Genomic DNA, 22,161 nt, shown 5'->3' with positions numbered 1-22,161 from the left:
CCTACAGCCACCTCTTGCGGCGGCGGTATGAGCGCACATCGCGGAAGCTTTTGCGGCCGTCATCCGACATGCCCAGATAGAATTCCTTAACATCGGGGTTTTCGCGCAGCTCGGCAGCTGGGCCATCCATCACCACGCGGCCGGATTCAAGAATATAGCCGTAATGTGCGAACCTGAGCGCCACATTGGTGTTCTGCTCGGCCAGCAGAAACGAGACGCCCTCTTTTTCGTTCAGATCTTGAACGATGCCGAAAATCTCTTCGACAAGCTGCGGGGCCAGCCCCATGGACGGCTCATCCAGCAGGATCGTCTCGGGCCGCGACATCAGCGCCCGACCCATCGCAACCATCTGTTGCTCTCCGCCCGACGTGTAACCCGCCTGGCTGCGGCGGCGTTCCTTCAGACGTGGGAAATAGGTGTAAACAAGGTCCAGATCCTGTTGGATCGCGGCCTTACCATCTTTGCGGGTATAGGCGCCGGTCAGCAGGTTTTCCTCGACCGTCAAATGTTCGAAACAATGGCGGCCCTCCATCACCTGGATGACGCCTTTTTCCACCAGATCTGCAGGATCGCTTTCATGCACGCTGGTCCCGCGATACTTGATTGATCCCTTGGTGACTTCGCCCCGTTCCGAATGCAGCAGGTTCGACACAGCCTTGAGTGTGGTGGTCTTGCCTGCCCCGTTGCCGCCCAGCAGGGCCGTAATGCCCCCTTTGGGCACCGTTAGGCTGACGCCTTTCAGCACAAGGATCACATGATTGTAGATCACCTCGATATTGTTGACCTCAAGCAGGGTTTCCGCCTGCACGTCAGTGGTTTGTGCCGCATCCAGCATCAGCGCGTGTCCTCATGCCTGTCCCGAGAGGGACCGTTGGGATAGAGCGGCGGCTGCCCGCCGCTCTGGTCAGTTTCGCGGCCCCGGATCAAGACCGGGGCCAGCCATTTATTCACACCCAGGTGTGATGTTGTTTTCCGCTGCATAGGCTGCAGAATCTTCTTCGATCAACGTGTTGATCACATCTGCATCGGTCGGCTGGAAGTCCTGAACCGGGTTCCAGGTTCCGGCCGCAGCATCCCACTGCACAACGCCGACAAGGCCGGGTCCGCCGTGATTTTCGCACGAGACCGAGAATTCAGGCCCGAAACCGGTCATGCCCAGCGCTTCCATCTTGGCGTTGGTCATTTCCAGCGCCTCCATACCATCGCGCATCATGGATGCGTCGATATCAGCGGTATTATGGATTCCCTGCGCAGTCTTCACAGCTTCAGCGGCCAGCATGGCGGCATAGAGACCGCGGTTATACTGAACCGAGCCAAGCTGATCGCCCGCACCCGCCGCTTTGCCTGCATCCACCACGTATTTCTGCAGATCTTCATAGACCGGATAGTCCATGCCCAGCCCGGTAAAGGTCAGTGCCTTATAGCCGTTTGCCTTGTCGCCCGCGGGCTGCACGTCAAATTCAGCGCCAGACCACCAGACACCGATGAAGTTTTCCATCGGGAAGCGGATGTTCGCAGCTTCCTGCACCGCGACCTGGTTCATCACGCCCCAGCCCCACATGATTACATAATCAGGCTTTTCGCGGCGAATTTGCAGCCACTGCGATTTCTGTTCCTGACCGGGGTGGTCAACAGGCAGCAGCGTCAGGTCGTACCCGTGCTTTTCAGCCAGGGTCTCCAGCGTGCGGATCGGTTCCTTGCCATAGGCCGAGTTGTGATAGACCAGTGCGATTTTCTTACCGTTCAGGTCACCATCGTTTTCGCTCAGCAGATAGTTGATCGCGCCCGACGCTCCGTTCCAGTAGTTGGCCGGATAGTTGAACACGTGGCTGAATACCTTGCCGTTCGCAGCAGAGGTCCGGCCATAGCCCATCGTGTGCAGCGGAATGCCATCTGCGGTCACTTTTGGGATCAGCTGGTATGTAATGCCGGTCGACAATGGCTGATATACCAAGGCGCCTTCGCCCTTTGTGGATTCATAGCATTCCACGCCTTTTTCGGTGTTATAGCCGGTTTCGCATTCGATCACATTGGCCGAAACACCTCCGATGCCGCCATCACGCTCGTTGAGCAGTGTGAAATAATCGGCATAGCCGTCAGCAAACGGGATACCGCCTGCCGCATATGGTCCCGTCCGATAGCTGAGCGACGGGAACACAAGGTCGGCCATGGCCGGACCTGCGGCCATCATGGCGCCCAGCGCCAGGGTTGCCAGTTTCGTCTTCATCGGGTGTCTCCTCCCTTGATTGGTCCGATGTTGAATTCGGGCTTTGCACCCGTCTTGTCTTTGGGCCTGCCCGTCAGTGCGGAAACGGCCAGAGTCTGAGTTTCTCTTTCGCCACACGCCAAAGCTGCGCCAGCCCATGCGGTTCCAGAATCAAGAACATGATGATGAGTGCGCCGACGATCACCAGATTGAGATGCGCAACGATATCAGTGGGCCAGCCCAGTAGATCGACACCGACCACCTTCAAAACAACCGGCAGCAATACCAAGAAAGCTGCCCCGGCGAAGGAGCCGAAGATAGACCCTAATCCACCGATAATGACCATGAATAGGACCAGGAACGATTTCTGGATGCCAAAGACTTCGCCAACCTCAACCGCGCCCAGATAGACCGCAAAGAATAGCGCCCCCGCGATACCCACAAAAAATGAGCTGACAGCAAAGGCGGTCAGTTTTGCCTTGAGCGGGTTTACCCCGATGATCTCGGCCGCGATATCCATGTCGCGGATCGCCATCCATGTCCTGCCGGTCGTTCCCCGAGTCAGGTTCCGTGCAATGATGGCGCAGAAGGTCAGGAAGATCAGGCAGAACAGATAGGTTGCCCAGGCCGGAGCATTCGGGCCTGTGATGATGATGCCGAACACATCCCGCTCGGGCGCGTTGATCTGCCCAGATGCCGAGTAGTTGTAGAACCACGGCACACGGTTGAACAGCCACACCAGAAAGAACTGCGCCGCAAGCGTGGCCACGGCCAAATAGAACCCTTTGATCCGAAGCGAAGGCAATCCGAACAGAACACCGACAATGGCGGTGATCCCGCCCGCAAGGATGACATGGATGAACATGCTGACTTCGGGAAAGGCCGTCATCAGCTTGTAGCAGGCATAGGCCCCCACAGCCATGAACCCACCGGTACCCAGCGACACCTGCCCGCAATAGCCAACCAATACATTCAAACCGATGGCGGCGATCGCATAGATCAGAAACGGAAGCAGCAGCGCGTTCGCCCAGTAGTCATTGATGATGAATGGAATGATCCCAAATGCCACTGCCAGCACCACATAGTACCGATACCGGTCAAATTTGATCGGAAAGGTCTGGCTGTCTTCCACGTAAGAGGTTTTGAAATCTCCGGCCTCGCGATAAAACATGTCTTACTTTCCCCATTCTTCCTGCGCCCGGTCGCGGGCAGCAGTGTTCAGTTGGCTGGAGCCTTTGGCATATCCGCTCGCCTCTGAGGCGCGCACAAGTTTCATGTAGGCCATGACACCCGTGACCAACCCGGCAAAAGCCAGGATCGCGGCGATCGTCAGTTGGCTGTCGGTCAGATCGTCCGAGGTCAGGGCGATATACCCAAACGCCCAGAACCCGGCCCATGCGATCACGTTGAGAATGGCGATGAGCTTGGTCATGACTACACCCTTTCGATGATCTTCTCGCCGAACAGGCCCTGCGGCCGGAACACAAGGAAGATCAGCGCAAGCACGTAGGCAAACCAGTTCTCGGTCGCACCGCCAACCATCGGGCCAATGGCGAACTCGAACAGTTTCTCACCCACACCGATGATCAACCCTCCGACGATGGCTCCGGGGATCGAGGTAAACCCGCCCAGCATCAGCACCGGCAACGCTTTGAGCGCGATCAGCGACAGTGAGAACTGCACGCCAGACTTGGTGCCCCACATGATGCCCGCGACCAGCGCTACAAACCCGGCCACAGACCAGACCATGATCCAGATGAAGTTCAACGAAATCCCCACCGACAGCGCCGCCTGATGGTCATCCGCCACAGCGCGCATCGCCCGGCCCTGCTTGGTATATTGGCTGAACACAACCAGCGCCGCCACCAGCAGCGCCGCAATTACCGTTGCCACAATGTCCAGATTGTCGATGAAGAACCCATAGCCGAAGACGTTAAAGGTCGCCTCATCGAGCCAGAGGTTGATGCCCTGCGGCAGGCCTACATCCAGCGTCTTGATCTCGGACCCCCACATCAGGTCGGCCACGCCCTCAAGGAAATAGGCCAGCCCGATGGTGGCCATGAACAGGATGATCGGCTCTTGGCCAACCAGATGGCGCATCACGAACCGCTGCACCGCCCAAGCCAGCAGAACCATCACCGCCATAGTCAGAATAATCGCCAGCAGCGCAGGGACACTCCAGCCAAAGTAATGGATATGCGTCCCGAAAGTCGCATTGATCAGATGTGCAAACGGCACCTGCCCGTTCATGATCCCGACCAGAGTCATCGCGGCAAACAGGGCCATAACCCCTTGCGCATAATTGAAAATCCCTGACGCCTTGTAGATCAGCACAAAGCCCAGCGCGACCAGCGCATAGAGCACCCCGGCCATAAGACCGTTGAGGATGACTTCCATCGCAAATACGAGTTGTTCAGGCATCCTATGTCCTCCGAACAGATTTCATCTGGCGCGTCATCCCGGAAAATTCGTCGAATTTTCTCAGCCCGTTCCGTAGATCAGTCATGGCTCACCCCCAGATAGGCATCGATGACTTCCTGATTGTTGCGCACCTCATCAGGCGTGCCGTCGCCGATCTTCTTGCCGTAATCCATCACGACCACCCGATCGCTCAGATCCATCACCACGCCCATGTCATGTTCGATCAGGGCGATGGTGGTGCCGAATTCATCATTCACGTCGAGGATAAAGCGGCTCATGTCTTCTTTCTCTTCAACATTCATCCCGGCCATCGGCTCATCCAGCAGCAACAGCTTGGGTTCAGCGGCCAGCGCCCGGGCCAGTTCGACCCGCTTTTTCAAGCCGTAGGGCAGGCGTGAAACGGGCGTCTTGCGGATATGCTGGATTTCGAGAAAGTCGATGATCCGCTCGACCGCCTCGCGGTTTTCGGTCTCTTCGGCCTCGGCCTTACCCTTCCACCAAGCCTGCTGCAGGATATTGGTCTTCATATAGTTCAGGCGCCCGGTCATGACGTTGTCCAAAACGCTCATCCCTTCGAACAGGGCGATGTTCTGGAATGTTCGTGCAATCCCCTGCCGCGCGACCTCATAGGGTCGCATTGGAGGGCGCTTGGCCCCGTGAAACCAGACCTCGCCCTCTTGCGGGACATAGAACCCCGAGATTACGTTCAGCATCGAGGACTTACCCGCCCCGTTCGGACCGATAATGGCGCGGATCTCACCCTCACGGATGTCGAACGAGATATCCTTGATCGCCACCACACCGCCAAAGCGCAGAGTGATGTTCTTCATCTCCATCACGACGCCGCCGATCTTGCGGCCGTCTTCGGTGACATATCCTTCGGAACTATCCAACATCAGCCCCTCCTTGACTTACGCAATACACGGAATGGCGGGCGGGCGATGACCATAGGTCGAGCGGCGCAGGACCGGACTTCATTCCGCCGCTACCTTGTGTTGCGCGACCGTTACAACCGGCGCATCGACGATCTCAAGTGTGGCACTGATCGAACCCTTGCGGCCGTCCTCATAGGTCACCTCGGTCGTGGTCGAAACGCTTGAAGACCCGTCATAAAGCGCGGTGATGATGTCGTGGAATTTCTCTTCGACAAAGCCCCGGCGCACCTTGCGGGTTCGGGTCATCTCGCCGTCATCCGCATCCAGTTCCTTGTGCAGCACCACAAAGCGATGCACCTGGCAGCCCGACAGCATTTCATCGGCGGCGACCGATTTGTTGACCGCTTCCACATGGGACTTGATTGTCTCTAACACTTGCGGATGTGCCGTCAGTTCCTGATAGGACCCATAGGCGACGTTGTTGCGTTCGGCCCAGTTCCCCACGGCGGTAAGGTCGATATTTATGAACGCCACGCAGCGATCCTTGCCATTGCCGAACAGCACGACCTCAAGAATATCGGGATAGAACTTCAGCTTGTTCTCAACATATTTCGGCGCAAACATCGAGCCATCGACCATTTTTCCGACGTCCTTGGCGCGGTCGATGATCCGCAGATGACCGCTGCTTTCCTCAATGAACCCGGCATCACCCGTGGCCACCCAACCCTCGGCATCCTTGGTCGAGGCGGTCGAGTCCGGGTTGTTGTAATATTCGACAAACACACCTGGCGAGCGATAGTAGATCTCGCCCGTTTCGGCGATCTTCAGCTCGACATCTGGCGCGGGCACACCAACCGTATCGGCGCGCACCTCGCCATCGGGCTGCACGGTGATGAAGACCGTCGCCTCGGTCTGCCCATAAAGTTGCTTCAGGTTAATCCCCAGCGAGCGGTAGAAATCGAAAATCTCAGGCCCGATCGCCTCGCCTGCCGTATAACCGACCCGGAACCGGCCATACCCCAGCGTATCCTTCAGCGGCCCATAGACCAGCAGATTGCCCAGCGCGTATTTGATCCGATCACCAAACCCAACCGCTTTGCCATCCAGCAGTAACCCACCCATCTTTTTGGCATGGGCCATAAAATGGTGGAACATACGCTGCTTCAGCTTGCCCGCATCTTCCATCCGGATCATGACGTTGGTCAGCTGCGTTTCAAATACCCGCGGCGGGGCAAAGAAATAGGTCGGACCGATCTCGCGCAGGTCGGTTATCATCGTGTCAGCGCTTTCGGGGCAGTTTACACAGAACCCGCACCAATAGGCCTGACCAATGGAAAAGATGAAATCACCCACCCAAGCCATCGGCAGATAGGACAGGATGTCCTCATTCCGGGTCAGGTGGTCAAACTCTGCAGAATTCTTGGCGCTTTCGATCACATTGCGGTTCGACAGCACCACGCCTTTCGGCTTGCCTGTGGTGCCCGAGGTATACAGCATCACACAAGTGTCATCATAGGTGATCGCAGCGATACGCGCGTCCAGCTCGGCATCAAAGCGAGCATGACCTGCGCTGCCTTCGGCCTTGATGTCGTCCAGCGCGTTCATCTGGGAATGATCATATTTCCGCATCCCACGCTTGTCAGTGTAGAGGATGTGTTTGATCTGGTGAACTTTTTCCTGAATCTCGATGACCTTATCGACCTGTTCCTGGTCACCGCAGACGACATATTTCGCCCCGCAATGTTCCATCACATATGTCATCTCTTCGGCGACCGCGTCCTGATAGAGCGGCACCGGAATCGCACCCACCATTTGGGCCGCAACCATCGACCAGTAATGCGCCGGGCGGTTCCGGCCTATGACGGCGATATGGTCGCCCTTCTCAACGCCAATCTCAAGAAACCCCAGCGCAATGGCGCGGATTTCCTTGGCCGCCTCGGCCCAGGTCCAGCATTGCCAGATCCCGAATTCCTTTTCGCGATAGGCCGGGGCATCCCCGAACTGAACCACATTGCGGTGTAGCAGCGCCGGAAGAGACTGCATCCCTTCAGCGCCTGACTGCGTCTGAGTCAATCTTTTTCTCCTCCCCACCCGGCCCCTCCCCGGGCCGGAAATGGCGGGTCCGGGTCTGGCCCGGACGCCAACGCCCCGATTAAGGGACGTCGACACGATCAGCGTCAAGTTTTGCCTGATGTTTTCTCAATTCTTACGAAATGTAACAAGTTGGGCCGTGCCGCCCGGGTCATACACCTCGTCAGAGACCCGACCCGAGATGACCACAAACTGTTCCGCGAACTGCAAATTTGCTGCAGGTAAGCGCATTCATCCACGTATACCGGTATTGGCTTGGGGTTTTGTATGTTTACCGCGCCTGGAATTCACCGTATGCATCCCGCAACTGAGTAGGATATTCAGAGCGGTTTTTCATGCCGATTTGCTATGCATGTGTATCGACCGAAGGCATCGGTTATGCGGAATGATCCAGATCGCATGACCAAAACCGCTCGAATTGTGCGATCAGAGGCGTGCGCATTTGAAATCAACCGTTTTCTTGGACGGTCGGGCAGCACGAATTCCGACCCCTTTCCCACCCCAATACGCAAGGCAGGACTGCCGAGATGAATGTCACTCACCAGAGCATCACCAATGTGCTTTCTCAGCATTATGACCTGACACCTTCGACCGAATTGGTTGAGGAAATGCAGGAGACCTATGCCCGGATGGACCGGGTGGTGACGCCGCCGGATTTCGCGATCTATGCGCCCTATATCAAGGCGATCAATGCGCTTAAAAAAGAGCGGAACGCGGTCATTCTGGGCCATAACTACATGACGCCTGAAATTTTCCATGGCGTGTCGGATTTTGTGGGTGACAGTCTGCAACTGGCGATGAAGGCCAGCGACGTCGAAGCCGACGTGATCGTACAGGCGGGCGTGCATTTCATGGCCGAAACCTCGAAAATCCTGAGCCCCGAGAAAATCGTGCTGATGCCGGACATGGCCGCAGGCTGTTCGCTGGCCGAAAGCATCACCGCCGAGGGAATCGACGAGATGCGCGCCAAATACCCCGGCGCGCCGGTCGTCTCCTATGTGAACACCACCGCCGAGGTGAAAGCCGCGTCCGATATCTGCTGTACATCGTCCAACGCCGTTCAGATCGTCGATGCGATGGAATCCGACACCGTCATCATGACGCCGGATCAATATCTGGCGCAGAACGTGGCAAATGAAAGCCGCAAGAACATCGTGTACTGGCTGGGCTCGTGCATCGTGCATGAACAATACACCGCCCAGGACCTGCGCGATTTTCGCAAATGGAATCCGGGCACACGGTTGATTGCCCACCCGGAATGCCCGCCCGAAGTGGTGGCCGAGGCCGATTTCTCTGGCTCGACCAGCGGGATCATTAAGTATGTCAGCACCGAAAAGCCCGAAAAGGCGATGCTGATCACCGAATGCTCGATGGCCTCGAACATCGCCGATGAACTGCCCGAGGTCGACTTTGTCGGCCCCTGCAACATGTGCCCCTACATGAAGAAGATCACGCTGCAAAAAATCCTCTATGTGCTGCACACGATGGAAGGTCAGGTCGAGGTTGACGCCGAGATCGCGGAAAAAGCGCGCCATTCGGTGCAGGCGATGATCGACCTGTCGCGAAAGCTGGGTCTCTGATCCGAGATGGAAACCCTCACCACCGACCGCGTTATCATCGTGGGCGCCGGGCTGGGCGCGCTCTATGCTGCGCTGAAACTGGCCCCGCATCCGGTGGTGATGATCTCTCCTGAAGCGTTGGGCGAGGGTGCTAGTTCTGCCTGGGCGCAGGGGGGAGTGGCTGCGGCGATGGACGCCGATGACAGCCCGGAAAGCCACGCGGACGACACCGTGAATGCCGGTGCGGGCACCGTTGATCCGCAGGTGGCTGAGTTGGTGACGCGTCAGGCGCGCGACTATATTCTGGACCTGACCACGCTGGGCACGCCTTTCGACCGGACCGCGGACGGCGATTACGTGCTGTCGCGCGAGGCCGCGCACAGCTTTGCCCGTGTCGTCCGGGTCAAGGGCGATCAGGCAGGCGCGCAGATCATGGCCGCCCTGATCGAACAGGTGCACGAAACCCCGTCGATCCAGGTTCTGGAGGGCACCATGGCCCTTGGGCTGGACGTCGAAGACGGGCGCGTTACCGGCGTCAGCATTCAGCGTGCGGATAATGGCGGGTCAGCCCCGGTGATGCTGCGCGGGGCTGCGGTTTTGCTGGCCGGGGGCGGGTCAGGCGGGCTCTATGCGCTGACAACCAACCCGCCGCGTATTCGCGGGCAGGTGATTGGCATGGCGGCACGCGCGGGGGCGCTGATTGCGGATGCCGAATTTGTCCAGTTCCACCCCACCGCGATGGATGTAGGTGAAGACCCCGCGCCGCTGGCGACCGAAGCGCTGCGCGGTGAAGGGGCCATTTTGATCAACCGTCATGGCGCGCGGTTCATGCAGGCCATCCACCCGGATGCCGAGCTTGCCCCGCGCGACGTCGTCGCCCGCGCCATCTATGCGCAGGTTCAGGCGGGCAACCGTCCCATGCTGGACACGCGCGAGGTTCTGGGCGAGGCGATCAAGGCACAGTTCCCCTCGGTCGCCGAATATTGCGCCCGCAATGGCATCGACCCGGCGCAGGAACCCATCCCCGTTGCCCCCGCTGCGCATTACCACATGGGTGGCATCGCGACCGAAACCAGCGGATGCGCCAGTATCGACGGCTTATGGGTCTGCGGTGAGGCATCCTCGACCGGGTTGCACGGTGCCAACCGTCTGGCCTCGAACGGTCTGCTTGAGGCGCTGGTCTACGCCCGCATCTGCGCGGAAGGCATCGCCCGGACCCTGCCAACACCTAGCGCGACGCCGCCGCTGGAAATCACCTTTCAGGACGGCGGCACCCCATCTGACCCTGCCGCCGTGACAGAGCTGCGCCAGACCATGACCCGCTATGTTGGCGTTATCCGTGATCGCAAGGGCCTGATCAAAGCGCTTGGCATCATCGCGAGGCTAGAGGCAGCAAACAGCGACAACCCGTCTTTCCTGAACATGTGCGCCACCGCCACTTTAATCGCGGCGGGCGCTTTGGCGCGCGAAGAAAGCCGCGGCGCGCATGAACGATCCGATTTCCCCGACCCCTCGGCCGGACCCGGCAAACGATCCGAAATGTACCTTTCCCAAGCACTCGCCATCCGCGCGCAGGCCTGCAAGGAGCAATCATGAGCTTCTCTACCGTTCCCGATCTTGTCCTTGAACCGATGATCCGCATTGCCCTGATGGAAGATCTTGGCAGCTATGGCGACGTCACCACCCGCGCGGTGATCCCGGCGGATACCACCTATGATGCTTGCCTGAACGCGCGCGAGGATGCGGTCGTGTCCGGCATGCAAGTCGCGGCGCTGGCGTTTCGCCTGATCGACCCCTCATTGGACATCACCACGCATATTGCCGATGGCCAACCCTGTAAGGCAGGCGATACGCTGATGACCATCAAGGGATCGGCCGCCTCAATCCTGTCGGGCGAACGGGTGGCCCTGAACTTTGCCGGTCGCCTGACCGGGATCGCCACAAAGACCGCCGGCTTCGTGGCTGAAACTAAAGGCACAAATGCCCGCGTCACCTGCACCCGCAAAACAACCCCCGGCCTGCGTCTGGTTGAAAAACTGGCCGTGCTGCATGGCGGCGGGTTCAACCACCGATACTCTCTGTCAGATGCGATCCTGATCAAGGACAACCACATCGCAGCCGCTGGCGGGGTGCGTCAGGTGCTGGAGGCCACCAAGGCCCATGCCAGCCACATGATGGCCGTCGAGATCGAGGTCGACCGTCTGGACCAACTGGCCCAAGTGCTTGAGGTCGGAGGCGCCTCGGTCGTCCTGTTAGACAATATGGACAATGACATGCTGCGCGAGGCGGTGGCGATGGTGGATGGCAGGCTCAAGACCGAAGCCTCGGGCAATGTGAAGCTGGATCGCATCGCCTCAATCGCGGCAACGGGTGTTGACTATATCTCTTCAGGTGCATTGACCCATTCGGCGCGCACCGTGGATTTGGGATTGGACTTTCCGGTCTAGACCACGGTCGCGCGTCAGCACTGGCACATGGGCTACAGCTGCTAACCCTGTGCAGAAAGCTCCACCATTTCCCTGTGCCGGTCCCGCGCCTGCCCCTGTACACGCTTGACGAAGGGCTGAGGCAGCTCCGGGCCAAGGCGCGTCCCATATTTTTCGCAGGATTTATCACCGATCAGCTCAGCGAACCTGACCCATGTCCGAAAGGCAAAAACGTCCCGCAAGCTGAGGATCGGTTTGGAATTGCTTGGTCTTTCCGGGGCAGGCATCGGAATGTCCGTGAAATACGCCTCTTCGATCCCGCTCCAATCGGATGGTGTTTCAAAGTCGTCCCCCGCACCCTCGGAATACTTAAACGCGGGGTATTCCATACTGTATTCAGAACATCCGTGGGATATTTTTGAGTGAACCCCAGTGATCTCAAATTCCGCCTGTGCGGCACGGAAAATCGCAAGACACTCTTTCGCCTCTGCGATCGACTCACAATAGATATACGCCTTATAGGGAAACTTGACCGCTTCGCGCAGCTCGATCATGCTTTTTCTGGCATTGTCCCTGGGCAGCTGCAGGTTGAGCAGCAAGAAATAGACCTGAAACATCCCCTCAAGGTTCTCAGGCAGGATCTGCACCTTGTAGCACTCGTGGCACAGTCCACAAATCACCTTGGTTTCTTCAAAGAAATTCAGGCGTTGGCCGCAATTCCCATGCTCGCCATTGATGGTGATGGTTTGACCCACATAGATCTGGGCGATGGGCACGGCCAACTGGATTTTCTGTGTGTCCAGGGCTTTCATCCAACCAGAATAGGCGGCGGTCTGCCGTCCGGTGTCGACCAGGGCTGCCTGCCAGCCCTTTTTCAACCCGCCCGTCACCTCAAGCTGCGCTTTGCTGTAGGCGCCCAGATGCTCTTTCGGTAGGTTGGAGTATTCCAGCATCGTCACAAGCTGCCGGATGGCCTGTCGGTCATTGGGCTTGAGTGAAACCCGCTTCTCAAGACGTTCCAGCTGCGCGTAATCCATCACTCTGGCCTCCTGCTTCGGGTTTGGCCCGCCAGTTTTTCTTGTGATTGCGCCGAATGAGGTCGCCGTCAACTGAAATGCGCGAAACTGGCTAGCTGCCGGATTGTTCTGAGACGATCTCTCCGAGCCGGGTAAAGAATTTCCCCGACAGTTTCTTGGCAGTCCCGGCAATCAAACGGCTGCCAAGCTGGGCGATCTTGCCGCCGACATCCACCTTAGCAGTATAGGCAAGAACCGTCTCGGACCCGTCTTCGGTCAGGGTCACATCGGCACCGCCCTTGGCAAACCCCGCAGCCCCGCCCTTGCCCTCGCCCTGCAGCGAAAATCCGTCCGGTGCCTTGGATTTATCCAGCGTGACCTGACCCGCGAACCGCGCTTTCACCGGACCGATTTTCAGAACCACCTTTGCCTCAAGGTCTTGCGGCGAAGATTGGGTCAGCTCTTCGCAGCCGGGGATACATTCCTGCAGGATATCGGGGTTGTTCAGCGCCTCATACACCACGTCCCGCGGGGCAGCGATGCGGATTTCGTCACTGAGTTCCATTCTGGCATCCTTCGCACAACAGCTTTGTGCCTATCAATACCGCGGTTTTTGCCAAATGTTTCAATTTTTTGTTTCAGATCAGGATACGCGACCCCAAATCTTACCTAATCGGGCGCCACCGGTTTGCGGTGACGCCCAATGCGGTCAGTCGCTGATCGCGCCCTCTTCGTCGCGGCGCTGATGCATCTTGGCTTTGACACGCGCGCCTACAATCAGAGGCAGAACAAATCCGATCAGGGCAATGGACCACAAGCCGATGGCCAGCGGGCTGTCAACCAGCGTCCACCAGTTGCCATTGTCGATGGTGACCGCACGGCGCAGGTTATTCTCCATCGAGTTGCCCAGCAGCGTGCCCAGAATGATCGGCACCAGCGGCACGTCCAGCTTGCGCAGAACCCAGCCCATGACACCGAACCCGATCATCACCAGCAGATCAAAGCTGGACCCCGAGATGCCGTAAATACCCACAAAGCTGACCATCGCCACGACGGGCATCAGGATACGCGAGGGCACCATCAGGACGCGGGTGAACAGGCCCACCATCGGGATATTCATCGCGAGCAACATAAAGTTGGCAATGAACAGTGCCGCAATCAGGCCCCAGACCACATCCGGGTTCTGGGTGAACAGCAGCGGTCCGGGCGTGATATTCAGCGCCAACAGAACCGCCAGCAGCACGGCGGTGGTCCCTGACCCCGGCACGCCCAGCGCCAGCATCGGCACCAAGGCCCCCCCGGCGGCGGCGTTGTTGCCGGCCTCGGGCGCGGCGACGCCACGCGGATCACCGGTGCCAAATGTGTTGTCCTTGTCGACCAACCGTTTCTCCATCGAATAGGAAATAAACGAGCCCAAAGACGCCCCGGCCCCCGGCAGAACCCCCGCCAGAAAGCCCAAGAATGAGGTGCGCAGCATGGTCGGCATGCATTGCTTGATCATAGACATCGGCGGGTAAAGCCGCCCGATATTCAACTTGCGCCCAGCGGCATCCGATCCGCCATGACGGTTCTCCAGAAAGATGAACACTTCGGACAGGGCAAACAGGCCGACAATGGCGACAAGGAAATCCAGCCCATCATACAGGTGCACCTCACCAAAGGTGAACCGCGGCACGCCGGTCTGGGTATCGACACCAATGGTTGCCAGCCCTAGGCCCAGCGCAGCGGCAAAGGCCGATTTCGCCTGATTGGTCGAGGACACGCCGCCCAGCGTCATGAAGGCCAGCGCGAACAGGGCGAAATATTCAGCCGGTCCAAACAGCAGCGCGATCTTGACCAGCTGCGGCGCCAGAAAGATCAGGCCCCATGTGGCCAGAAACGCACCAATGAATGAGGCGATACCGGACAGCGAGAGCGCCTCGCCCGCAAGACCTTTTTTGGCCATCGGATGCCCGTCCAAGCAGGTCATCATCGCAGGCTCGTCCCCAGGGATGTTCAGCAGGATCGATGAGATTCTCCCGCCATACATTGCCCCATAATAAACACTGGTCAGCAGGATCAGAGACGGCGTCGCGCCCAGCCCCAGCGTGAACGCAAGGGGGATCAGAATGGCCACGCCGTTCGACGGGCCCAGACCGGGCAACGCGCCCATGATCGTGCCCAGAAAACAGCCCAACAGGGCCAGCAACAGGTTTTGCCATGTCAGCGCGATAGCGAATCCATCGCCAAGGGATGCAAGAGTTTCCATGACGTTCCCCTTAGAAACCCAATGGTCCGCGGGCCAGCGACAGGCCCAGTACCAGATGGAAGATGACGTAGATACCGACCGAGGTTCCAACCCCAACCACAACGGCCTCGATCGGGCCGGACCCCAGTCGCCAGGCCAGATAGGCGGCGGCAAAGGCGGTAGAGATGACAAATCCCAGAACCGGCAACAGCTCGGCATAGAAGATCATCACGACTACAGCGGCGCCGACTTCGACCAGCCGGCCCAGCGCGGGCCACTCGGGCTCGGCATCCGGGCGCAACGCGATGACCGCGCTGGACAGGCCAAGGATGGCGGCGACAATCAGTGGAAAGGCCTTGGGGCCAACCGCGTCTGACAGAAAGCTCTCTTCAATCGCCAGCGCTGACAGGGCAAAGCCGATGGCAAGAAGAATGCCGAAGACCCCGAATATGCGATCACTCATGGGTATCTCCTATGTAAGGGAAGTATGGGTCTGGTCGGGGTGCCGCGCGCCCGGCGCGACACCCCGCTCTCAGGTGAGTGCTGGTCTTATTTGATGATCCCGATCTCTTTCGAGATGGTCTGGATCTGACCCACGGATTGCGCAACAAAATCCTGGAAAGCTGCGCCTTGCAGGTCCAGCGGGGCCAGACCATTGGCGGCCATGACCTCTTTCCATTCATCCGAGGCGTAAAGATCACCGATCTTACCGACCCAATCGCCATAGGCCTCATCGCTCATTCCGCCAGGGGCGTAAAACCCGCGCCAGTTTGCGCCGATGGCATCAATGCCCTGCTCCTTGGCCGTCGGAAAATCGGCGAATTCGCCGGGCAGACGTTCAGGCGCTAATACGGCGATGACTTTGATATCGCCCGAGTCGACAAAACCCTTGGCTTCCGAGATGTCACCGGTAAAGGCTTGAACCGAACCAGCCAACAGCTGGGTCACAGCTTCGCCGCCGCCATCAAAGGCGATGTATTTGACCGACCGTACGTCCTCGATGCCATAGGCATTGGCCGCGATCAGAACCTTCAGGTGATCCCAACCGCCCACGGCGGAACCGCCCGCCACGGACACAGACGTCGGATCGGATTTGATCTGATCCAACAGGTCGGGCAGCGTGTTAACCGCGCTATCGGCAGCAACGGCGATCACGCCATAATCCGCACCGATGGCCGCTAGCCAACGCACCTGATCCATGGTGTTGCCTGGATAGGCGCCCTGCGCCAGGCGGGTCGCCGTGGCTGCGCTGGCCGCTACGATCAGCTCATTATCCTCGCCGCGCTTGTTGACGACCTCGGCAAAGGCAACACCGCCACCGCCGCCGGCCAGGTTCACAACCTGCATGGTCTGGTCGATCAGACCCAGATCCTGCAGAGATTTACCGACCTGACGGCAGGTGAAATCCCAACCGCCGCCGGGGTTGGCCGGGGCAATACATTCCTGTGCGCTGGCGCTCACGCCGGACAGGGCAAAAACAGCAGCCGCAATCGCGCCGCTTGTTCCAAACAGTTTCATTCGTGTCTCCTCCTCTGGTCTTTTTGGGCTGCGTTCCCGCAACCGAAACCTGTTCCCGCAAGGGACTGTCCTTGCGGGCTGGTACTGTTTACAGAATAATGCTGTCACGAACCTGTCACATAGATTCAGGGCAGGGCGCGGGGGGACAATGCGCGTATTGATGATCGAGGATGCGGTAGATCTGGCCGAAGGCGTAATAGCTCATCTGGCGCGGTCGGGCGTTGTCTGTGATCTGGCGACCACTGTCGAATCCGCACGTGATTTCCGCGCAGTTCAAACCTATGACGCGATGCTTCTGGATATAAACCTGCCTGACGGGTCCGGCCTGAACTTTCTGGGCAAAATCCGAGACAGCGGCGACCGCACCCCAGTGCTAATGCTGACGGCACTGACTTCGGTCGAAGATCGTGTCGCGGCTTTGGACAAAGGTGCCGACGATTATTTGGGCAAGCCTTTTGACCAGCGCGAGCTTGAGGCGCGGTTGCGCGCCCTTGTCCGGCGCGATGCCGATCGCAAAAGCGAACAGATCACGCTGGGTCCGCTGATCTATGCCGCCAAGGATCGCAGCGCCACGCTGAACGGTAAACGCCTGAACCTAACCGCGCGCGAGGCGGCAGTCCTGGACGCCCTGATCCGGCACGAAGGTCAGTATCTGTCGAAATCACGGCTGTATAACTCGCTTTACGGGTTCGAAGACGCCGATGTGGGGGAAAACGCGGTCGAGCTGTATATCGCGCGGCTACGCAAGAGATTCACCGGCAGCGCCATCAGCATAACCACCCAGCGTGGGGTGGGGTATCGGATCGGTCTGAATGACTAGGCTGCGCCTGCCCCACAGCCTGACGGCCCGCGTTCTGAGTGCGGTGGTTCTGATCCTGGTTCTGGGCGGGTTTCTGGTTGGCCTGTCGATCTGGGCCAATGGTCGGCTGGCGGCGCGGCAGGCCTATGACCGGCTGCTGCTGGGCGCGGCCAGTGACATCGCCGAATCCGTTCGCATTCAGGACGGCCAACCCTTTGTCGACCTTCCGGTTTCAGCTTTTCAGCTGTTGGCGCAGGCGCCGGATGACCGGATTTTCTATGCGGTACAGGTGCCTGATGGCCCGTTCATAACCGGGCTGGACCGGGACACCGCGATCGAGGTGCCGCCACAGACTGGCACTGCGCCGGTCTATTTCGCCTCTGATCTGAACGGGGAACCCGCCCGTTTCGTCCGCGTTACCCGCCTGTTTGCCGAGCGCGATTTCTCGGGCGAGGTGGAAATTCTGGTCGGCCAAACCCTGCGCGCGCGCCAATCCATGACCGTGGGCCTGATGCGCGATGCCTTGCTGCCCATGGCGGTGGCCGGGATGTTGCTGCTGATCATGTCGTGGTTTGTCACCCGCTCGGCCCTGCGCCCGCTTGAGGCGCTGTCCGATGACCTGACCCGTCGCGATCCTTATGACCTGACACCGATGGCCAGCGACGGGTTGCCACGCGAATTGCAGGTGATGCTAAGCGCAATGAACCGGTTCATGGGGCGGCTGGACCGGCAGGTAGACACGATGCGCAACCTGATTGCCGACACCGCTCATCAGCTGCGCACACCCGTGGCCGCCATCCGGGTCCAGGCCGAGATTGCGCAGGACGATCCCGACCTTCCAGCCCGCACGCGCGCGCTGGATCGGTTGTTGGGGCGCACCCGGTCACTGGGCACGCTGCTGGATCAGTTGCTGTCGCGCGCCATGGTGATCCACCGTATCGACAGCGCCCCGCGGCTGCCCGTCGACCTGCGCGAAGTGGCGCTGGACGTGCTGGAACACAGCGATCATGAATTGATGGCCCCCACCATCGAGGTGCGTCTGGAAATCGGCGATACGCCAGTTCTTGTGAATGGCGATGCCTTTTCGATCGGCGAAGCCGCCAAGAACCTGCTTGGCAACGCTCTGCGTCATGGTTTGCCACCCGTCCGTATTGGCGCCGCGCAAGAGGGCGCGCGCGCTGTTCTGTGGGTGCGCGATCAGGGGCCCGGACCTGCGACCATAATCGCCGATCAGCTGGGGGACCGGTTCAATCGCAGCACCGGTTCGGGCGAGGACAGCACCGGCCTGGGCCTGTCCATCGTGAAATCCACCGCTGAGGCCTTTGACGGCCGAGTTGAGATGGGGCGGGATGAAACCGGGTTTCGCGCTGCGCTGAGTTTCCCGGCCAGAACAGATGAGAGCAGCACATGATCCGAGCCCTAGCCCTTGTCGTGCTGAGTTTGATTCCTTCGCTTTCGCGCGCCCAAGAAGCCATCGCAGAATTCGGCGCAGGTCAGGATCCGATGTTGATCCGGTCAACCACCGACATTGCGATCATCGCCCCCGTGCTCGAACGATTTACGGCGCTGAACCCCAATCTGCAGGTCACTTATGAACAATGGGGATCTAACGCTCTGTTCCAACACAGCCGCACGGTCTGTAAATCGGGTGAGAATCCTGCAGACATCGTGTTCTCATCCGCGATTCAACAGATGGTCTGGCTGGTGAATTCGGCCTGCGGACACCGGTTTCAATCCGACCTTACCAATGCCCTGCCCGCCGCGCGACGCTGGCGGGATGAGCTGTGGGGGATCACCACCGAACCCGCCGTCATCGTCTACAACAAGACCTTGTTACAGGATCAGAACGTCCCACGCAGCCGGTTCGCCCTGCTGGACATGATGCGAACCCAGCCGGATCTACTGCGTGGGCGCGTGGCAACCTATGACATCGCGGCCTCGGGTCTGGGTTATCTGTTTGCCTATGGAGACAGCCTTGAGGCCACGACTTTCGGCTCTTTGATCGAAGGTTTTGCACGTATCGACGCGGTGGCCACTTGCTGTTCTGCGGAAATCATCCGCGATGTGGCCAATGGGCGCTTTTTGATCGCCTATAACGTTTTGGGGTCTTATGTGGCCAATGCCAAGGCCCCGGGCATTGGGGTGATCCTGCCAGAAGACTATACTCTGGTCCTGTCACGTGCCCTGATGATCCCGCGCCAGGCGCGGAACAAACAAGCCGCCACGGAATTCTTGGATTTTCTCCTGTCGCCACAGGCGCAAACCCTGCTGGCAACTTCGGGTCTCGTCGCCCAGATGGACACCGCCGATACGGGGTTAACGCCCAGCGCCCGAAGGTTCATCGCCCTATCGCCGGCCCTATTGGTAGCCAGAGATCAGAACCGACGGGCCGAGCTGTTCAAGCTGTGGAACGACGCCTTCGACGTGGAAAGTGCGCGCTAGGTCTTTTCGTCGATGGCAGGTTCGATATCAGGCCGAACCGGTTCGATCTCTGCCTCGATAACCTCAGGCTCATCGGCCTCGTCGACCTCATCCATATCGGTGTCGGCCTTGTCCTCAAGCGCGCCAACAATCAATGGCAGCATGTGAACACCAGTGGCCGAGGCGATCTCTGGCGTTTGCGGCGTTTGCCAGCTGAGCGTGTCAAAGCTGTGGCAGTTCTGACAGACCGGACCCCATTCTGGCTGAATGTCATGGCAGTTGTCGCAGACCCATTGCGGCCCGCGCGGCGCGTTCAGCGCCTTTGCCAGCCAGCCCTGCACAACCACATCCGAGGCCCCTTCGCCGCGTTCAATCGCTGCCATCAGCGTATAGGCGCGGGCATCAGCCTGTTTTTCAACCACATCCCCCAGCGCGCGGCGGGCTTCGGGGAAATCTTCGGCGACGATGTTCAACTCGGCCAGAATCAGACAGGTTTCCGGATTCTGCGAGTGTATGCTGGTCAACGTCGCAAAGCGTTTGATGCGCTCGGCCGGTGATTCATCCGGTGCAATATCGGCAAAGGCATGGGCCAGATCGGGATGTGGCTGTGCCTCCCATGCCTTTTTCAGAATCTTCGTTGCGGCACGCGGCTTGCCTTTTTCGATATAGGCACGGGCAGCCATCGCTGCGGCAGGCACCAAATCAGGGGAAAGGCGGTTGGCCTCGATTGCCTGTTCCTGCTGTTCTACGGTCGAGCTTTCGTCCAGAATGCCCTTTGCCTCGGACAAGGCGAGCACCGCATCGCGGCGCTTGAACACATCGCGGGGCAAATGCCCGGATTTCAGCTTGGCGGTCAGCGTTGATCGCGCCCCAGCCCAATCCTGCGACTTGGTCTGCAGGCCCAGCAGGATATCTTGCGTTTCTTGATGGCGTGGTTTGATGGCCAATGCCTTTTCGGCCAGCTTCCGGGCGGTGTCATCATCGCCTTCGGCCAGCTTCTGCTTCATAATACCGCGCACCCCCACAAAACGCGTGGCATTATTCGTCACCAGTTTCTTATAGGTTTCAGATGCCTTTTGGGTATCGCCATTCATCTCGGCGGCCTGGGCCACCAGCAGGTTGGTCAGCTCGGGTTTGTTCAGCAGCTTTTCGGCCTTGGCCGCCTTGTTCATCGCGATCCGCCCCTCACCCGAGGCAAGCGCCATGATCCCATCGGTTAATGCCTGATATCCGCGCTGTTCCCGGCTGCGGTCGAAATAACGCGACAGGGCTGTTTCATCCCCATTGAGGAATTTCAGCGTGGCGATCAGCAGGGTCAGCAGCTTGAAGAACAGCCAGATCGCAATGATCATCACGCCCAGCGCAATGACCGATTGAAGCGGACCAAGCGTGTATTCCGTGCCACCCGCTGTGATCTGCACCCCGCCTTTGGTTTCCATAAGGAACCCGGCGCCAAGAGCCAACAAGCCGACAATCGCAACAAAAACAAGGATCTTAAACAGTGACCACAGCATAGCAGGCCCCTCAGTTCGAGTTCGCGCTTGAGGCAAGCGCATTTGCAGAATCCACAGCAGAAACCCGCGTCTGGGCCGCCTGTTCCCACCCTTCAAATGCAGCTTTGGCTGCATCGGGCAGGGATTTCAGCTCATCCAGGGCAGCAGAGACATCTCCGCCCGATAAAGCGGCTTGAGCCCGCGACAGGACCGCATCGGGGCTGTCACCTTCTTGCGGGGTAACCGAACGTGCACCTGTCTGGCGCTGCAAAAACGCGACAATTCCGGTGCCCTTGTCCGCGTCCCGCGCATCGGCCAGCGCCGTGCGCGCAGCGGGCGCAAAGCTGTCCTGAAGTGCTGCAATCGTCGCGACACCTTCGGTTGCCGGTGCTGCCAGCGCCTCGGGAACGGTTACGCCCGCGGCCTTCAGTTCTGCAATCAGGTCGCCATAAGGTTGACCCGTATTCAACTGTTCATGCACCCGTGACAGAAGGGCTGCATTGGTCGCCGCCAGTGATTTTGCTGCGGCCTCGGCCTCGAGCGTCTGAGCGTCGGACACCATCTTTTCCACCTCGGCCCGTTGCGCGGCCAAAGAGTCTTGGAGTTTTTTCAGCTCGGCCTCGATGGCCGCGCCGGTTTCAGGTGAAGCGCCCTGCGTCAGCGCGCCACTTTCCAACTCGGCCAAACGGCTGGCAAGCGGATCAACCTTGTTGGTCAGATCGGATATGCTGGACTTCACCCCATCCAGATCAGCGGTGATTGGCGCGATTTGGCTGGTCAGCGCGTCAATCTTCTGGGACAGGTCCGACCCGTTGGTCAGAGACTTCGACAGTGTTGATATCTGATCGGATTGTGCGGTCAGCTTCGCCTCAAGTGCGGCGATTGCGTCGGACTCACCCGAGGAGAACGCGCCGCTTTGACCCAGAGCGAACCCGGCCGCCGCAGCAATCGCACCGCCAATAAGCGCCGGGATAAAGCCGCCGCGTTTTTCGACCGGCGGTTCTGCGACGGTCTGATCAGGCGACGTAAGAGCGGCTTCGGCTTCGGCTTCGGCTTCGGCTTCGGCTTCGGCTTCGGCTTCGGCTTCGGCTTCGGCTTCGGCTTCGGCT

General features: G+C 59.1%; 20 protein-coding genes. 6 read left to right on the top strand and 14 right to left on the bottom strand.

The features are described 5' to 3' along the window. Position 1: 1 nt before the first annotated feature. From AC2FIZ_RS19405 to AC2FIZ_RS19375, 7 genes are all read right to left on the bottom strand, one after another. A complete protein-coding gene (locus AC2FIZ_RS19405; RefSeq protein ID WP_271950688.1) occupies positions 2-835 on the bottom strand; it encodes an ABC transporter ATP-binding protein in 834 nt (277 codons plus the stop codon). A 108-nt stretch (positions 836-943) separates the two neighbouring features. Further along, positions 944-2,227 carry an ABC transporter substrate-binding protein gene (locus tag AC2FIZ_RS19400; RefSeq protein ID WP_142637531.1) on the bottom strand — a complete coding sequence of 428 codons (1,284 nt, stop codon included), beginning with the start codon at positions 2,225-2,227 and terminating at the stop codon, positions 944-946. A gap of 73 nt (positions 2,228-2,300) precedes the next feature. After that, positions 2,301-3,377 carry a branched-chain amino acid ABC transporter permease gene (locus AC2FIZ_RS19395; protein ID WP_142637529.1) on the bottom strand — a complete coding sequence of 359 codons (1,077 nt, stop codon included), beginning with the start codon at positions 3,375-3,377 and terminating at the stop codon, positions 2,301-2,303. Positions 3,378-3,380: 3 nt separating this feature from the next. Beyond that, positions 3,381-3,638, bottom strand: a complete 258-nt coding sequence (locus tag AC2FIZ_RS19390) for a hypothetical protein (RefSeq protein ID WP_271950685.1) — start codon at positions 3,636-3,638, stop codon at positions 3,381-3,383. Positions 3,639-3,640: 2 nt separating this feature from the next. Continuing rightward, on the bottom strand, positions 3,641-4,627 hold the full coding sequence (locus AC2FIZ_RS19385; RefSeq protein ID WP_142637525.1) for a branched-chain amino acid ABC transporter permease: 987 nt from the start codon (positions 4,625-4,627) through the stop codon (positions 3,641-3,643). Positions 4,628-4,704: 77 nt separating this feature from the next. Continuing rightward, entirely contained in the window at positions 4,705-5,523 is an 819-nt protein-coding gene (locus AC2FIZ_RS19380) for an ABC transporter ATP-binding protein (RefSeq protein WP_142637523.1), read from the bottom strand. A 78-nt stretch (positions 5,524-5,601) separates the two neighbouring features. Beyond that, positions 5,602-7,545, bottom strand: a complete 1,944-nt coding sequence (locus AC2FIZ_RS19375) for an AMP-binding protein (protein WP_496791503.1) — start codon at positions 7,543-7,545, stop codon at positions 5,602-5,604. Between the two features lie 575 nt (positions 7,546-8,120). Here AC2FIZ_RS19375 and nadA point away from each other — a divergent pair. Genes nadA through nadC form a run of 3 tightly spaced genes read left to right on the top strand, consistent with a single transcriptional unit; the run spans position 8,121 to position 11,599 of the window. Further along, on the top strand, positions 8,121-9,173 hold the full coding sequence (gene nadA / locus AC2FIZ_RS19370) for a quinolinate synthase NadA (RefSeq protein WP_281996109.1): 1,053 nt from the start codon (positions 8,121-8,123) through the stop codon (positions 9,171-9,173). A gap of 6 nt (positions 9,174-9,179) precedes the next feature. Beyond that, positions 9,180-10,748 (top strand): L-aspartate oxidase, encoded by a 1,569-nt coding sequence (locus AC2FIZ_RS19365; RefSeq protein ID WP_281996110.1) that lies wholly within the window; start codon positions 9,180-9,182, stop codon positions 10,746-10,748. Beyond that, a complete protein-coding gene (nadC, locus tag AC2FIZ_RS19360) occupies positions 10,745-11,599 on the top strand; it encodes a carboxylating nicotinate-nucleotide diphosphorylase (RefSeq protein ID WP_142637514.1) in 855 nt (284 codons plus the stop codon). Before AC2FIZ_RS19365 ends, nadC begins: the two co-directional genes overlap by 4 nt. 41 nt (positions 11,600-11,640) lie before the next feature. On the opposite strand, the gene AC2FIZ_RS19355 is transcribed toward nadC, so the two are convergent. The 5 genes from AC2FIZ_RS19355 to AC2FIZ_RS19335 all read right to left on the bottom strand — a co-directional run bounded on the left by AC2FIZ_RS19355 (position 11,641) and on the right by AC2FIZ_RS19335 (position 16,339). Then, positions 11,641-12,615: a hypothetical protein gene (locus AC2FIZ_RS19355; protein WP_281996111.1), complete on the bottom strand. Its 975-nt coding sequence runs from the start codon at positions 12,613-12,615 to the stop codon at positions 11,641-11,643. Positions 12,616-12,706: 91 nt separating this feature from the next. After that, positions 12,707-13,159 carry an SRPBCC family protein gene (locus AC2FIZ_RS19350; protein WP_142637510.1) on the bottom strand — a complete coding sequence of 151 codons (453 nt, stop codon included), beginning with the start codon at positions 13,157-13,159 and terminating at the stop codon, positions 12,707-12,709. A gap of 144 nt (positions 13,160-13,303) precedes the next feature. After that, entirely contained in the window at positions 13,304-14,842 is a 1,539-nt protein-coding gene (locus tag AC2FIZ_RS19345) for a tripartite tricarboxylate transporter permease (protein WP_142637508.1), read from the bottom strand. Positions 14,843-14,852: 10 nt separating this feature from the next. Then, positions 14,853-15,284 carry a tripartite tricarboxylate transporter TctB family protein gene (locus AC2FIZ_RS19340; RefSeq protein ID WP_281996112.1) on the bottom strand — a complete coding sequence of 144 codons (432 nt, stop codon included), beginning with the start codon at positions 15,282-15,284 and terminating at the stop codon, positions 14,853-14,855. An 86-nt stretch (positions 15,285-15,370) separates the two neighbouring features. Continuing rightward, complete coding sequence (locus tag AC2FIZ_RS19335) at positions 15,371-16,339, bottom strand: Bug family tripartite tricarboxylate transporter substrate binding protein (protein WP_142637503.1); 969 nt, start codon at positions 16,337-16,339, stop codon at positions 15,371-15,373. Between the two features lie 148 nt (positions 16,340-16,487). Between AC2FIZ_RS19335 and AC2FIZ_RS19330 the strand changes: the two genes are divergently transcribed. Genes AC2FIZ_RS19330 through AC2FIZ_RS19320 form a run of 3 tightly spaced genes read left to right on the top strand, consistent with a single transcriptional unit; the run spans position 16,488 to position 19,580 of the window. Beyond that, positions 16,488-17,159: a response regulator transcription factor gene (locus AC2FIZ_RS19330; RefSeq protein ID WP_281996113.1), complete on the top strand. Its 672-nt coding sequence runs from the start codon at positions 16,488-16,490 to the stop codon at positions 17,157-17,159. Continuing rightward, complete coding sequence (locus tag AC2FIZ_RS19325; protein WP_281996114.1) at positions 17,152-18,549, top strand: sensor histidine kinase; 1,398 nt, start codon at positions 17,152-17,154, stop codon at positions 18,547-18,549. Before AC2FIZ_RS19330 ends, AC2FIZ_RS19325 begins: the two co-directional genes overlap by 8 nt. Then, entirely contained in the window at positions 18,546-19,580 is a 1,035-nt protein-coding gene (locus AC2FIZ_RS19320) for an ABC transporter substrate-binding protein (protein WP_281973878.1), read from the top strand. The genes AC2FIZ_RS19325 and AC2FIZ_RS19320 overlap by 4 nt, the downstream gene beginning before the upstream one ends. Here the strand turns inward: AC2FIZ_RS19320 and AC2FIZ_RS19315 are convergent. Both AC2FIZ_RS19315 and AC2FIZ_RS19310 read right to left on the bottom strand, forming a co-directional pair. Continuing rightward, positions 19,577-21,073, bottom strand: coding sequence for a heme biosynthesis protein HemY (locus AC2FIZ_RS19315; RefSeq protein WP_281973879.1), 1,497 nt, complete (start codon positions 21,071-21,073; stop codon positions 19,577-19,579). The genes AC2FIZ_RS19320 and AC2FIZ_RS19315 overlap by 4 nt on opposite strands. Positions 21,074-21,083: 10 nt before the next feature. After that, positions 21,084-22,161, bottom strand: a 1,078-nt coding sequence (locus AC2FIZ_RS19310) for a COG4223 family protein (RefSeq protein ID WP_281973880.1), incomplete at its 5' end; no start/stop codon positions are given.

It is taken from the genome of Ruegeria sp. CDSB022, assembly GCF_059611145.1.
This window is presented reverse-complemented; position numbering and strand designations above follow the sequence as displayed.

Excerpts from the sequence above, each read along its gene's own strand:
- AC2FIZ_RS19405 (WP_271950688.1), bottom strand. The coding sequence starts at position 835 with ATGCTGGATGCGGCACAAACCACTGACGTGCAGGCGGAAACCCTGCTT.
- AC2FIZ_RS19400 (WP_142637531.1), bottom strand. The coding sequence starts at position 2,227 with ATGAAGACGAAACTGGCAACCCTGGCGCTGGGCGCCATGATGGCCGCA.
- AC2FIZ_RS19395 (WP_142637529.1), bottom strand. The coding sequence starts at position 3,377 with ATGTTTTATCGCGAGGCCGGAGATTTCAAAACCTCTTACGTGGAAGAC.
- AC2FIZ_RS19390 (WP_271950685.1), bottom strand. The coding sequence starts at position 3,638 with ATGACCAAGCTCATCGCCATTCTCAACGTGATCGCATGGGCCGGGTTC.
- AC2FIZ_RS19385 (WP_142637525.1), bottom strand. The coding sequence starts at position 4,627 with ATGCCTGAACAACTCGTATTTGCGATGGAAGTCATCCTCAACGGTCTT.
- AC2FIZ_RS19380 (WP_142637523.1), bottom strand. The coding sequence starts at position 5,523 with ATGTTGGATAGTTCCGAAGGATATGTCACCGAAGACGGCCGCAAGATC.
- AC2FIZ_RS19375 (WP_496791503.1), bottom strand. The coding sequence starts at position 7,545 with ATGCAGTCTCTTCCGGCGCTGCTACACCGCAATGTGGTTCAGTTCGGG.
- nadA (WP_281996109.1), top strand. The coding sequence starts at position 8,121 with ATGAATGTCACTCACCAGAGCATCACCAATGTGCTTTCTCAGCATTAT.
- AC2FIZ_RS19365 (WP_281996110.1), top strand. The coding sequence starts at position 9,180 with ATGGAAACCCTCACCACCGACCGCGTTATCATCGTGGGCGCCGGGCTG.
- nadC (WP_142637514.1), top strand. The coding sequence starts at position 10,745 with ATGAGCTTCTCTACCGTTCCCGATCTTGTCCTTGAACCGATGATCCGC.
- AC2FIZ_RS19355 (WP_281996111.1), bottom strand. The coding sequence starts at position 12,615 with ATGGATTACGCGCAGCTGGAACGTCTTGAGAAGCGGGTTTCACTCAAG.
- AC2FIZ_RS19350 (WP_142637510.1), bottom strand. The coding sequence starts at position 13,159 with ATGGAACTCAGTGACGAAATCCGCATCGCTGCCCCGCGGGACGTGGTG.
- AC2FIZ_RS19345 (WP_142637508.1), bottom strand. The coding sequence starts at position 14,842 with ATGGAAACTCTTGCATCCCTTGGCGATGGATTCGCTATCGCGCTGACA.
- AC2FIZ_RS19340 (WP_281996112.1), bottom strand. The coding sequence starts at position 15,284 with ATGAGTGATCGCATATTCGGGGTCTTCGGCATTCTTCTTGCCATCGGC.
- AC2FIZ_RS19335 (WP_142637503.1), bottom strand. The coding sequence starts at position 16,339 with ATGAAACTGTTTGGAACAAGCGGCGCGATTGCGGCTGCTGTTTTTGCC.
- AC2FIZ_RS19330 (WP_281996113.1), top strand. The coding sequence starts at position 16,488 with ATGCGCGTATTGATGATCGAGGATGCGGTAGATCTGGCCGAAGGCGTA.
- AC2FIZ_RS19325 (WP_281996114.1), top strand. The coding sequence starts at position 17,152 with ATGACTAGGCTGCGCCTGCCCCACAGCCTGACGGCCCGCGTTCTGAGT.
- AC2FIZ_RS19320 (WP_281973878.1), top strand. The coding sequence starts at position 18,546 with ATGATCCGAGCCCTAGCCCTTGTCGTGCTGAGTTTGATTCCTTCGCTT.
- AC2FIZ_RS19315 (WP_281973879.1), bottom strand. The coding sequence starts at position 21,073 with ATGCTGTGGTCACTGTTTAAGATCCTTGTTTTTGTTGCGATTGTCGGC.